Annotated in this window: 11 protein-coding genes; 2 read left to right on the forward strand and 9 right to left on the reverse strand. The window is 44.3% G+C overall.

All coding sequences use genetic code 11. From position 1 onward, the window contains the following. Positions 1-151: 151 nt before the first annotated feature. From BS19_RS04680 to BS19_RS04705, 6 genes are all read right to left on the reverse strand, one after another. The gene (locus BS19_RS04680) at positions 152-1,234 is read right to left on the reverse strand and encodes a glycerol dehydrogenase (protein WP_038173677.1); all 1,083 of its coding nucleotides are present in this window, start codon (positions 1,232-1,234) and stop codon (positions 152-154) included. A 24-nt stretch (positions 1,235-1,258) separates the two neighbouring features. Continuing rightward, positions 1,259-2,896 carry a dihydroxyacetone kinase subunit DhaK gene (locus BS19_RS04685; RefSeq protein ID WP_038173678.1) on the reverse strand — a complete coding sequence of 546 codons (1,638 nt, stop codon included), beginning with the start codon at positions 2,894-2,896 and terminating at the stop codon, positions 1,259-1,261. A 2-nt stretch (positions 2,897-2,898) separates the two neighbouring features. Continuing rightward, positions 2,899-3,078 (reverse strand): hypothetical protein, encoded by a 180-nt coding sequence (locus BS19_RS04690; protein ID WP_038173679.1) that lies wholly within the window; start codon positions 3,076-3,078, stop codon positions 2,899-2,901. Between the two features lie 100 nt (positions 3,079-3,178). Then, positions 3,179-4,759 carry an acyl CoA:acetate/3-ketoacid CoA transferase gene (locus BS19_RS04695; RefSeq protein WP_038173681.1) on the reverse strand — a complete coding sequence of 527 codons (1,581 nt, stop codon included), beginning with the start codon at positions 4,757-4,759 and terminating at the stop codon, positions 3,179-3,181. Between the two features lie 110 nt (positions 4,760-4,869). Then, positions 4,870-6,018, reverse strand: a complete 1,149-nt coding sequence (locus BS19_RS04700; protein ID WP_038173682.1) for an acyl-CoA dehydrogenase family protein — start codon at positions 6,016-6,018, stop codon at positions 4,870-4,872. A gap of 38 nt (positions 6,019-6,056) precedes the next feature. Continuing rightward, the gene (locus BS19_RS04705; protein ID WP_038173683.1) at positions 6,057-7,307 is read right to left on the reverse strand and encodes an MFS transporter; all 1,251 of its coding nucleotides are present in this window, start codon (positions 7,305-7,307) and stop codon (positions 6,057-6,059) included. 315 nt (positions 7,308-7,622) lie between these two features. Here BS19_RS04705 and BS19_RS04710 point away from each other — a divergent pair, with 315 nt between their 5' ends. Next, a complete protein-coding gene (locus BS19_RS04710) occupies positions 7,623-8,306 on the forward strand; it encodes a nitroreductase family protein (RefSeq protein ID WP_038173684.1) in 684 nt (227 codons plus the stop codon). 249 nt (positions 8,307-8,555) lie between these two features. Next, positions 8,556-9,482, forward strand: coding sequence for a DMT family transporter (locus BS19_RS04715; RefSeq protein ID WP_051686496.1), 927 nt, complete (start codon positions 8,556-8,558; stop codon positions 9,480-9,482). A gap of 236 nt (positions 9,483-9,718) precedes the next feature. Here BS19_RS04715 and BS19_RS04720 read toward each other — a convergent pair whose 3' ends face one another. The 3 genes from BS19_RS04720 to BS19_RS04730 all read right to left on the reverse strand — a co-directional run bounded on the left by BS19_RS04720 (position 9,719) and on the right by BS19_RS04730 (position 13,499). Next, on the reverse strand, positions 9,719-10,249 hold the full coding sequence (locus BS19_RS04720) for an MltR family transcriptional regulator (RefSeq protein WP_038173688.1): 531 nt from the start codon (positions 10,247-10,249) through the stop codon (positions 9,719-9,721). Positions 10,250-10,306: 57 nt separating this feature from the next. Continuing rightward, positions 10,307-11,455 carry a mannitol-1-phosphate 5-dehydrogenase gene (locus tag BS19_RS04725; protein ID WP_038173689.1) on the reverse strand — a complete coding sequence of 383 codons (1,149 nt, stop codon included), beginning with the start codon at positions 11,453-11,455 and terminating at the stop codon, positions 10,307-10,309. A 94-nt stretch (positions 11,456-11,549) separates the two neighbouring features. Beyond that, positions 11,550-13,499 (reverse strand): PTS mannitol transporter subunit IICBA, encoded by a 1,950-nt coding sequence (locus BS19_RS04730; protein WP_038173691.1) that lies wholly within the window; start codon positions 13,497-13,499, stop codon positions 11,550-11,552. Positions 13,500-13,501 lie beyond the last annotated feature (2 nt).

Genomic DNA, 13,501 nt, shown 5'->3' on the forward strand with positions numbered 1-13,501 from the left:
ACAACCTATTGTAAATTTGAGTGGTATTAACGGTATCTCTTTGATCCGATATTGAGATACGAACCCCGTTAAATACCGCTAAGTTGATTAGGGTCAAAAACCCCAGCAAGGTTACAGAGCTCTACTGAGGTTTTATCGTTTAATCAGATAATTACTGGCCCAATTGGTGCGCGGTTAAAATCGCTGCAAATACTTTTTCTGCTGTCACAGTAAAAGGCATATTGTGAATAGTTTCACCCTCTGCACATGACGCGATGGCAACATCCATTAACTTGTCATGGTTAAGCTCTTTTACACCCATGTCATGTAAGTTGGTTGGCAGACCTACGCTACGACAGAAACCGATTACGGTTTGAATTTCTTCATAGTCAGCGTTTTCCAATACCAATTGCACTAGAGTACCGAATGCTACTTTTTCACCATGCAATAGGTGGTGACACTCTTCCAGTTTGGTTAAACCGTTATGAATTGCGTGTGCACCTGCCAAGCCGCTTGATTCAAAGCCGATACCACTTAGGTAAGTGTTCGCTTCAATGATGTTTTCAACCGCTTGAGTTGATACACCGTTTTCAACCGCAGCTTTTGCTTTTAGGCCGTCAGCCAGCAGCGTTTCGTAGCACAACTTCGCCAACGCCTGTGCCGAGCGAGTTGGTGCGCCACCTGCCATCGTTGCTTTGCCTGAGATCATGTTTGCGCGAGCTTCAAACCAAGTAGACAGCGCGTCACCCATACCAGCTATAATTAGACGTGCCGGTGCTTTTGCGATGATTGCAGTGTCCATGATTACCATGTTTGGGTTCGATGGAAACAATAGGTACTCTGAGAACTCACCTTCTGGCGTGTAGATAACCGCTAGTGCAGAAGTTGGCGCGTCCGTTGATGCAATCGTCGGTACGATAACGACTGGCAACTTAGTGTAGTAAGCAATAGCTTTAGCTGTATCAAGTGTTTTACCCCCACCAATACCAATGATAACGTCAGTATCGACACCTTGGGCTAGCGTGATCAAACGTTCAATCTCAGGGCGAGAACATTGACCGTTAAAACGCTCGAAAGTCACTGGGATTCCGTCTGCAGCAAAACTCGTTGCGACGGTATCTTGTGTTAGACCCATAACGAAATCGTCAGCAATAGAAAATGGCTTACTACCAAAGGCTGACACATATTTGCCGATGTTGGCTAGCGCGCCTTCACCTTGGATATACTTGCTTGGAGAGATAATAATTTTGTCCATGATAACTACCTTATTCATTATTCGTTATGCTTGAGAAAAAGAGGCAAAAACACGTTCCACCGCGTATGCGCCTGGGTCTTTAGTGCCGTTTAAACTGTCACTGTTTAGGTAAGATGAGCGTCCCGCATTCGCTTTTAGCATTGTTGCTGTCGCTTCTGCGCCTTTTTTGGCTGCTTTGGCTGCTTGTGCTAATCCGTGTCCTGCCCATGAATCGAGAGCAGGATAAAGCGCATCAATCATGGTACGGTCACCTGGTTTTGCACCGCCGTATTGCATCATGCGAGCAAGACCATTTTGCAGCGCTGCAACTAAATCATTGCTGCTGCTTAAGTGGCGGCCTGCCGCTGTAAAGAATATCGATAGTAGAACGCCTGAAGATCCACCCATTACGGTAGTTAATTTCTCACCAACGACGTTCAGCAGTGTTGCTGGCTCATTCAGTGGTAGATTGTTGGCATTAAGTTCAACCAATACTTTGCGCGCACCTGCTGCAAACGTAGAGCCAGTATCGCCGTCACCCACAATCGCATCGAGTCGGTTTAGCTCTGGCTCTAGGTCGATCAATGTGCCACATATTTGGCGGATGGCAGTTGCTACTGCATCGTTTTGACTAGGGGTATATTCAATTTTCGCTGCGCGGTTTTCACACGCTACCACAGCCTCTTTGCTCACTTCGAAAGCACCAGGCCATGCTTCTGTGGCAGATTCAGCAAATAGTGCAGTGCGCGTAGCGTCATCAAGACGAAGCAATGAAAGTGAAAAACCTTTCATGTCGATAGCCGTCATCAGTGCTGCTGGTCCAACAAAACACTCTGTACCTTTGCCCAACTTCGATTCAACGACGGCTTTCGACACAACGTTCATTTCAATTGGTGATAATCCACCAAGGTTATTGATCAATACCGCGTGTTTTTCACTTGGACGTGCTTCTAGCAGTTTGCTCGACATAAGTTCAACGAACTCACGGCATTCAGCCACATCAATGGTTTCAATACCCGCTTCACCGTGAATGCCAAGACCTAGCTCCGCTTTACCGCGCGCAATGCGCTCTTCACCGGTTGCATCTGGCAGTGAACAGCTTGTCAGTGCGATACCAATACTGGCGGTGTTATCGATGGTGGTTTGAGCCGCCGCTTTGACTTCTTCTAATGAAGCGCCTTGTTCTGCAACATACCCCGCCACTTTATGAACAAAGAGTGTGCCTGCGATACCACGAGGTTTAGGGTTGTTTGAAATTGAGATGTCATCATTCACAATAACGAGTTCGACTTTGTATCCCATCTCTTTGGCTTTTTCACACGCCAAGCCGAAGTTTAAGCGGTCACCGGTGTAGTTTTTGATGATAACTAGGCAGCCTTTTTCACCCGTTACATGAACGATTGCATTCAGCACTGCATCAACACTTGGCGCTGCAAATAAGTCACCACAAACGGCTGCCGTTAGCATGCCTTTACCGACAAATCCTGCGTGGGCTGGCTCGTGGCCCGAACCACCACCACAAATGATCGCCACTTTATCTTTTTTCCAGTTTTTGCGAGTAATCACTTTGATGTCGTTGTTAAAATCCAACTTAACTAAATTACCCAAGCGTTGAGTATAAAGCGTGCCATCAATGGAGTCTGACACCCAAGATTCTTTCTTATTAATAATTAGTTCAGCCACAATTACACCTTTTTAAATTCTGAATAGTGTTGTTCTTTACTTTCACCAGCTTGATGAAGAATTGATTCAAATTGACCATTTGGAAACATCGAGGCTAATTGCTTTTTCGCTTCTTTCTCGCTCATGCCCAAGTGATAAATAAAAATGTCCTTCGCCATTTCATAACAACAATTGTTTTTCATACGCTAGCACCTCTATGAGCCGCTGAATGATTTCACCTCAGTTAAGAGCACTCTATCTCGTGAAGTTCCCCGGCCCTTGCGAGCCGGGTTTTGCTTGGAATTACAACTCTTCTTGGAAGAAGCGTGCATCCATCTCTTTCAATGTAGGTAGCACGATTGGTGCAAACGGAAGTTGGTCAAGGATATCTTTCTGTAGGTCTACACCCGGTGCGATTTCAGACAGAACCATGCCGTCACGAGTACGCTCAAATACACAACGCTCTGTTACGTAGATTGTTAGGCCGCCTTCTTCTGCACGGAAGTCGCCACTTGCTGAAATCTCATCCACTTTATCGACAAATTTAGGGTACATACCTTCTTGGTGGATGGTTAGCTTGCCGTTTGCAATCTCAGTTTTCAGACCGCCGCCCGAGAATGGGAAACAGAACACAGCTTTTTTCGCACTTGCTGTTAGGTTAACGAAGCCACCCACACCAATGATCTTGTCACCTGCACGGCTTACGTTTACGTTACCCGCACCATCCACTTGCATCGCGCCTACGAATGTAATGTCCAAAATGCCGCTGTCGTATAGGTCAAACTGGCTAGACGTTTCTTGGCACATTTCTGGGTTTAAAACCGCACCAAACGATAGACCACCAACAGGTGTTCCACCGATTAGACCTGCTTCAATTGTTAGATACATATTTGTCGACATACCGATTTCTTTAGCGGCATTTGGTACCAACTCAGGAACACCGATACCCAAGTTAACCACTGCGCCATCAGCCAGTTCCATCGCTGCGCGACGCGCAATAACTTTATGTAGAAGTTCACGAGGTTTCTTGCCGCTGCCCGATGTTAGGTGAGCAATGGTTTCGTGCTTTTTAGGAATATCAGCTGCAGGCATTACGAACTCACCAGTGTATGCAGGTTCGTACTTCTCGATCATGGTTTGCATTTGCTCGCCATCAACTACCACTGCATCGATGATTGCTGCTGGAAGTTTTACCGTACGAGGGTGAGATGCCGTTGCAGAAACGCGCTCTACTTGAACGATAACTTTACCGCCATTCGCTTTCGCCGCCATTGCCGTGCTGTATGGGTCTAAGTAGAACGCTTCATGTTCAAATGATACGTTACCGTTCACATCCACTGTGGTACCGCGGATGATTGCCACATCTACTTTTGGTGCTTTGTAGAACAAGAACTCTTCGCCACCGATTTCCATCAGTTCTGCTAGTGTATCGGTTGAACGATCGTTTAATGCGCCGCGACTGTTACGAGGGTCAACGAATGTTTTTAGGCCGACTTTAGTTAGGATGCCTGGTTGCTTTGCAGCAGCCGCGCGGAATGAGTGGCTGATTGGGCCATATGGTAGGTTGTAAGCTTCAATTTTGTTTTCAGCGGCAAGCTTTTTCAGCCCCAACATTTTGATGAAGTGAGAAGCAACAACGCGACGAACCATGCCTTCGTGAGAGATGGCGTCAATTAGACGACCTTCTTGAGATTCACCTAAGCCAGCACCAAAGTAGTAGCTCAGATCTCGTGGCTGGCCTTGTTCAAGGAATTTTTGGCCAAGAGCGATAGCAACTGTCTCAGGGAAACAAAGAGAACCAAAACCGTTAATTGCAACGCAATCTCTAGATTTAATTAGGTCGATTGCTTCTTTTACATCCATAATTTTGTTATTTAGTGACATGTTAAATATTCCTATTATTTAAATTTGGGTATCAATTCAGGCTAAAACTGGCTAGCTTCAGAGTTTGGTCGCTATTGAAACTAGCTATCTAATATCTGTTTAAAATGCTCTTAACGGCGTGGTAGGTATTGGCGTGCGATGCCACGTCCTACCACGATTTTTTGAATTTCAGTCGTGCCATCAACAATCTGTAGCATTTTCGCTACGGCCATTGCTTTACCGATTGGCGCATCTTTCATAAAGCCTTCTGCACCAAACAATTGAGCACACTTCACCGTGACTTCCATCGCTACGTCGGTTGCGAACAACTTGTTCATTGCTGCGATATTTGCAACTGGCTCACCGCTATCCATCACTGCTGCTGTTTTGTACAACAGGCAACGCGCAGCTTCGATTTTGGTGTTCATCTCAGCCAACTGCCATTGGATACCTTGGTTAGTCAGAATTGGCTTGCCGAACGATTCACGCTGGCCTAGATATTCAGCTACCGAATCAACCGCTTGCTGAGCAACACCGATGGCGATTGCTGGAGTAAATACGCGAGCTACGTCAATCGCTTTCAACGCTTCTTTAAAACCATTGGCAGAAAGAAGGTTGCTCTTATGTACCACACAGTTATCAAACTCTAAGCTACCCACTACAATGCCGTTACCAATCATGCGCTCACGGTTTGCGATGTAACGAAGACCAGGAACACCGTTTGGTACAAACAGCATGATCATGTTTTGGCTGTCTTTACCGTCTTTCACCATCACGTTGAAGTAATCAGCATCTTGCGCATTGGTGATCCAGTCTTTCTGCCCGCGAATGATGTATTCGTCACCAACCAGTTCCGCGTATGCGTTTGTTGCCGATGGATCGCAGCCTGATGCACTTTCAGTCAGAACAAAAGCTGTGGTTTTATTGCCATTTGCTAAGTCTGGTACAACTTTTAGTAGCTCAGGGTCGATATCTTCATAGAAGGTTGCGATTTCCATGTTGATGTTGTTTTGCAGTTGCAACAGGAATGACATGATGCCGCTGCCATGTGCTAAGCCTTCATAAACCAAAGACATTTGTAGGTAGTTGTAGCTGTGGCCACCCATTTCTTTCGGAATGCCTAAGCCATAGAAGCCTTGCTCAGCCATTTCTTTCATTTTAGCTTTTAACAACTCGCGATCGTTTTCTAGTTGAGAAGCGAAAGGAGCTAAGCATTCCAAGCTATACGCTTTTGCTTTTTCAAAAATTGCTTGATGTTCTTTCTCGAGTAGGAAGTTCATTTCACACCTTTAATTCGTAATTATTCGTTATCAGCTCATTAAGCTGGTTTCTTTTCTAATGGAGTTTCTAAGTTTTGTGTTTTCTTCTGTTCGGCTTTCCAGCCCGTTTCAGTTAAAAACATGGTTAGGACCGCGAATAGCGCTGGAGTAATACATGTTAAAGAGAGCGCTGTTTCCAAACCGTATTGAGTACCTAACCAACCGGTCGCTGCACCACCAGCGGCACCGCCAAGGCCCACAAGTGAGAAGATAAAGCCTGTTCCCATTGATACTGCACGTGGAGACATGTCTGTTTTGTAAAGCGTGGTGAACGCAAGCGGAACAAAATTGTATGCAGCGTAGCCAGCAATAAAGGTTGCAATAGATAGCAAAGGTACACTCGCCGTTAGCATCAAGCTGTAATATGCGATTGGCAGAACCACGCCTGAAGCAACGATAAGCGGTTTGTCATACCCCCATTTCTGCGCCAAGATTGGCGAGACTAAACAGGCAATGGCAGAGCCGATTGGCAAGAAGCCCAGAACCATACCCGCTTGAGCAATAGATAGATTTAAACTCTCTACCGCGTAAGTTGGCCAGAAGGTATATACCGCGATCCAAGTCAGTGATGTCATTGGCCAAGCAATGGCTAAGATCCAAGTATTCTTGTACGTTAATGCCTCTTTAAGCGGTTGTAGAACTGGTACTTTTTCGTAGTTAGACTGTGTTTCATTCTTATTTTTTGCGACGAACAACCATGCAAAAGCGAGAATTAGTGAGAATACGCCCATTACGTTCATAACTTCACGCCAGCCTGTCATCATGGCAAGGAACATTGGGAGCGCCGCAGTACCTAACATTTGACCTGCAGGGCCGGTAAACATTTCGATACCGTTAATTGAGCCCAGTTTTTCTTTAGGAAACCATTGAATTTTAAAGACAACCAGTACCGAAACGATACCCGCTGCTACACCCATTACAAATAGACGACCGATAAACAGCATAGTGACGTTAGTGGCGAAGCCTTGTAGCAACATGCCTATACCTAAGATTAAGAAAATGCCAAATAAAACAGTCTTAGGTTTTCCTTTACTAATGAAACAGATGATTGGAATCGTCAGTAGACCTTTACCAATCCAGGCGATAGCGCTGAGCCAGCCCGCTGTTTCTAAGTCAAATGCAATATCTGCACGCATATCTGGCAAAATTACACCAAAAGCGAAGTTTGATAAGTTAGCAACCATGAAAGCAAGCCAAGCTATCCATACTATCGCCCATCCCCTTGCGGGAACTTTTTCATTTTGATTCATCGTTAATTACCTTTGGTTTTGAATGTGGACTGATGAATGAATCATTATGGAAAACCAAAATTTTCAATAGAAATATGACAAAATGAAATTTTGAATCTTGATTGATTGCTCAAAAATCCAATTTGAACATTTATTTTCCATATTCAATTGTGATCAATCTCGTATTAGTCATGTTATTCGACGCCAAAAATGTCATTTTGAATATTTCATCGTTTCAAAATGTTTCATTTGTGAAACATCAAAAAATATTTCATTTTGACACTGTTATGCTGATAAATTGCACTCGTCGATTAAATTGAAATATAGGAAATATTTATGAAAGCTTTTCGCGATGTGGTTAATTACCGCCGTGCTGTACGTAAATATGATAAAGATTATGCATATGATGCAGATGTAGTGACACAAGCTCTTGAATTAGCCACTCTGGCACCTAATAGCTCCAACATGCAACTATGGGAATTCCATCGCGTAAGAAGCCCTGAGATGCTAGAGAAAATGAAAGAGTGTTGCCTTGGCCAAAACGCGGCTAAAACGGCGAATGAGCTGATTGTTTTTGTTACTGCACCACAGAAATGGCGTCAACGCGCTGAGATGAATGCGAAAGTAATTCGTAATGCTTTTGCTAGCAAACCAAATACGCCAGAACATGTATTTGCTTACTATGAGAAAGATATGCCTTTCCTATACGGCGGCGAAGGTTTGATTGAATACAAAGGCTTAGATGGCGAAGCGGGACAAGAACTGCGTCGCAATGACGTACGTGTGATTCTCAATAAAAGTGCCGCTTTAGCAGCTATGACGTTTATGTATGCACTAGCTGAAAAAGAGTACGACAGCTGCCCAATGGAAGGTTTTGAAGAAAACGAAATCAAATCAATACTTAACCTGACTAAAGAGGCTGAGGTTTGTATGGTCGTGAGTTGTGGCAAGCGCCTACCTGAAGGTGTTTATGGCCCTCGTCTACGCGTAGACTTAAGTGACGTAGTTAAAGAACACTAATAGTTAGTGTCATCAATCATCTACTGATATAACAACGTCAGTTATCTAGGCTAAACAAATATTTGTTCAGCCTAGATAATGCAATCACACAAATAATTTTATTTTCGCACAACAATATTTTCATTTGCTCCACCTCTGAAAAAAAACACTATAAATAAGTTGATTATAACTATACATGCCAGTTGTGAATAATTAAATTAAATCATTTCCATAGCTGCTTGCGTATATTAATTTAGAGCACGTCAATCTATGCACAATAATAACCACTCTGTATTTGGAGCAGGATGGATGCTAGTCGCGGGGATTTCTTTCGCTCTAGTTAATATACTAGCTCAATGGCTGAGTATCCATTATGGGCTTAGCTCAACCACCATCACTTTTGTCCAATATGCTATTGCACTTGTTGTAATCCTGCCCTGCCTAAAAGGTCTAGGCATTCGTCGTTCCTTAAGAACCCAAAAATTAGGTTGGCATATCTTTCGCGTTTTTCTATCTGTTATTGGGATTCAGCTATGGATGTGGGCCTTGGCCTATCCAGTGCCAATTTGGCAAGGTATCGCCCTACTGATGATTTCGCCTTTGTTTACTACCTTAGGTTGTGGGCTCATTCTCAAGGAACATGTTGGCTCGGCTAGATGGATAGCAACACTGACTGGGTTTATTGGTGCGATGATCATCCTTGAACCATGGAGCGATGCTTTTCGCTGGGCTGCACTTCTTCCGGTATGCGCGGCTTTCTTTTGGGCCTGCTATTCATTAATTGTCAAAAAACTCTCTAGTGACGAACCGCCATCAACAATGGTGATCTACCTGCTGATACTGATCACACCATTCAATATTGTGATCTCAATACCAGAATGGAAGATGCCACAAGGGATCGAGGTTTGGTGTTTGCTGTTTTTGGCCGGCGTCTCAACAGCTTTGGCGCAGTGGTCAATTGTAAAAGCCTATTCCATTGTCGAAGCGTCATTTCTCCAACCTTTTGATCACGCCAAACTGCCGCTCAATATTATAGCCGGATGGATGATGTTTGGTTGGGCCCCTCCAGGCAGGTTGTGGATTGGTGCGACGATCATCATTGTGTCTGTTGTGTTTATCACTCATTGGGAAGCAAAGAAAACTCAGCAAACTCAGAACCATCTAAATAAGCCTTATCTCCCTGACTCCGCTATATAGCGAGTCCCATTAACATAAGACGAGGACTTTGAATCCGTCTAGGGTATAAAAAAATTGATCAAACTTTATTGTATTTTATGTGACAGTGCCGGTCGGAACTAGTGTCATAAATGATCTAACGGTGGCATGTCTTATCGTTAGATTGTGTTTGAAAAGATAGATTTTAGATCAAACTCTATTGTGCTCCGACAAAAAAACCGAAGAGAAATCTTCGGTTTTTTTTTGCGACCTAACAATTAAAAAGGGCTCTCTTTACCCAGTTCATTGCAGATTTCAACGATGGCAAGAGAGAGACCTGATTTTATGATTTGTTGCTGGCGTTGCAGTTGTAACTGATAAAAATCGAGATCGATATCGTCATCAGGTTCGCTAACTTCAAGATTAACCATACTCATTTTCTGAACTAAATTGAGATTTTTAATCGGGCCAAGAATATTAGGATCGGTAAACTCATAGTCGGTCGCATCGCTATTGAGTTTATGTTTAAGTTTGATGATATCTTCAATGTCGTGATAGATCTGGTCAGGCAACACGCCTAATCCATAAAGCAGTTTCAAGCGGACAGAAAGATCGCCTAACGGACCTGAGTCACCAAGCAGAGGCCCGACAACAGACTGTACGGCAAAATTATCTTTGCGAAAAATTCGCTGCATGAGTGCATCAATAGAGTCGGTAAAAACATCTACGGCAGCAATAAAGAAACCTCGCACCGAAGGGGCGTTGTTTAATTGCTCTATAATCTCTGTTTCGTTAATCTTGTCTGCCATATACTGAACTAAATAATTAATTAGAAAGGGGAGCGTTGACTCCCCCTGGTTTGTTGGTTAGAGCGTATTGAAAATACGCTCTATTTCAGCCACTTCCTGGCTGTTAGTGTCAAGCCCTGTATAGTCAGATAAGGTGCTGCTAATGCCTTTTTCTGTGAGTGAACTTTGCAGTTCAACAGCTTGTGGGTCATCACTATTTTGATATTTCAGTGCGGCAGCAATGCCTTTTAAAAGGGCGCTGTTTTTAGTGCCATACTCTATTGTACCTAGTAATGGCTTGATTAATCTATCGTTTGGACCAAGTTTACGAATTGGTTGGCGGCCCACACGATCCACTTCATCAACCAGATAGGGATTGGCAAAGCGACTCAAGATCTTATCGATATAGGCGTTGTGCAACTCGCGATCAAAGCCATAGCGTCGGATTAATACTTCGCCGCTCTCATGCATTGCTTGTTTGACGTCGGCTTGAATCTCTGGATCATTAATGGCCTCGCGAATGGTACGATGCCCTTTTAAACAACCTAAGTAAGCTGTGATGCAGTGCCCTGTATTAAGGGTAAATAGTTTGCGTTCGACGAAAGCCATCAGGTTATCGGTTTTTTCCATCCCAGGAATATTAGGGATGTCTCCTTTAAACTGCTGCTCATCGACAATCCATTCACTGAAGCTTTCCACCGTGACAGCAAGAGGATCATCGTTGGCCGCTTCTGCTGGTGGAACAATCCGGTCAACTGCTGAATCGACAAAACCAACCAACTCGTCTGCTTTTGCGTGCAATGCTTGATCTAAGTGTTGATACACCTGAGTTTTCAGATGCGTAGTCCCGCGCACCATGTTTTCACACGCGATAATATTCAGCGGTGCTTTATTACCCGCCTCGAAACGTCTTGCAATGCCGGTCGCGATTGTTTTTGCAATGATGTCCAACACGTTGGGCCCAACAGCGGTCGTGACCAAGTCAGTTCTAACGATACGCTCGATTACTTCGTCGCTGGCTGAGTTGACGGCAGTTACGTAAGTCACGGTATCTGTTTGGCACTCGCTGCCTACGACTTTGACTTTGTATTCTTGTTTGTGGCTGAGTTGATCAACCAAAGGGGTATCGACATCGGCAAAAGTGACCGAAACATCGGCATCGGCTAGTAATTTGCCAATAAAGCCACGACCAATATTACCCGCACCAAAATGAACTGCATTTTTCATAATTTACCTACCAATATAAAAATAACGACTCTAGGGTGAGGTCAACCGTTATAAAGGGGGACAGCTGACCTCAGTTTTGCTCAGGAGCAAAATATTAAGCAGCTTGTGAGCGACCTAAGATGCGGAGTATCTCGTCAACATCATTGGTGCTAGTTAGCTTCTCGATTGCTTCCGGATCATCGAGTGCGTTGGTAATGGTAGTGATCACTTGAATGTGCTCATCATTTTTTGCGGCAATACCGATAACCAGTTTTGCTAGATCTTGTTGGTCATCTGTGAATTGAATCCCAGCGGGGTATTGGCAAATCACAATGCCGGTTTTTTTGACTTTATCTTTTGCTTCAATGGTGCCGTGAGGGACAGCGATAAACTCGCCTAAGTAGGTTGGGACGAGCTTTTCACGCTCAAACATAGCATCGACGTACTCTGGCTCGGCGTAACCCATTTCAACTAATTTGTTGCCAGCAAAGCGAATCGCCTGTTCTTTATTGGCAGCGCTTAATCCTAAGTGAATGTTAGCTTCGCCAATTTTGAACACTGAAGTTGGTTGAGGCTGGTAGTGATCGTCATTGGCGGCGAGAACTGACACCTTGAGTGCTTGTTCGTCATTGGCTGCGGATTTTTGCGCGGCTAATAGTTTAGTTACTAGCTGATTGTACATTTCGCTGTCTAAAAAGTTACTCAGAGAAATATGTTGTGCATTTGGAGCGTGCTGGCGCGCGCGGTCAGTTAAGTCTTTGTGCGTTATTACGAGCTCCGCGCTTTCAGTTAAACTGTTAATTGCCAGATTGGTCACATTAATATTTAGGCCTGCGCTTTGCACTTTCTTACGTAGCATACTGGCACCCATAGCACTTGAGCCCATACCAGCATCACAAGCGACAATAATGCTGTGTAGATTGGCGAGGTCAAGGTTGCTTTTACTTGCGCGGTTGACTGATGCAGAGCTTTTTGGCGCAGACTTCATCTGTTTCATTTGTGAAGTCGCTTTTTCAAGGGCCGCTTCATCGCCGTCTTCTTCACTTGATGTTTGCGTTTTCATCAGTAGCGAAGCAACCATGAATGACACACCAGTGGCTGACGCAATTGAAGCAAGCACACCAACAATCGATGCCTTAGGTGTCATCAGTAGAACGGCAAAAATAGAACCAGGAGATGCTGGTGACACTAGGCCTGCATTAAAAAGCACTAGCACGAATACGCCTGTCATACCGCCAGCAATAGCCGCCAGAATTAAACGTGGATTCATCAGAATGTATGGGAAGTAAATCTCGTGAATACCGCCAAAGAAGTGAATGATCGATGCTCCGCCTGCAGTTTGACGTGCCGTGCCCTTACCAAACACCATGTATGCCAATAGAATCCCCAAACCAGGTCCTGGGTTAGCTTCAATTAAGAAGAAGATCGATTGACCCATGTCATTGGCTTGTTGAATACCCAGTGGTGAAAAAATGCCGTGATTGATGGCATTATTGAGGAATAGAATTTTCGCTGGTTCAACAAAGATAGAGGTCAAAGGTAAAAGGTGGGCTGAAACTAGGAAATGAACGCCTGCAGCAAGACCACCGGAGAGCATTTTGACAAATGGACCGATAAAGAAGAAAGCGATAATGGCACATACCATCCCTATGATTCCGGCCGAGAAGTTGTTAACCAACATTTCAAAACCGCTTTTCACTTTCCCATCAATGTAGTGATCAAACTTTTTGATAGCCCAGCCGCCTAATGGGCCAACCATCATTGCCCCCATGAACATTGGAATGTCGGTCCCGACAATTACCCCCATGGTGGTGATTGCACCAACCACAGCGCCACGGTCACCACCAATGAGTTTACCGCCGGTATAGCCGATAAGCAGAGGAAGTAAGTAAGTAATCATAGGCCCAACCATGGCCGCTAGTGTCTCATTAGGCAGCCAGCCAGTTGGAATGAATAATGCGGTAATAAAGCCCCACGCGATGAACGCGCCAATATTTGGCATTACCATGTTTGATAGAAAACGACCAAAATTTTGTATCTTGATCTTGGTATCTGGTGATATCATCA

This window comes from Vibrio pacinii DSM 19139 (assembly GCF_000711795.1).
Taxonomy (GTDB): Bacteria; Pseudomonadota; Gammaproteobacteria; order Enterobacterales; family Vibrionaceae; genus Vibrio; species Vibrio pacinii.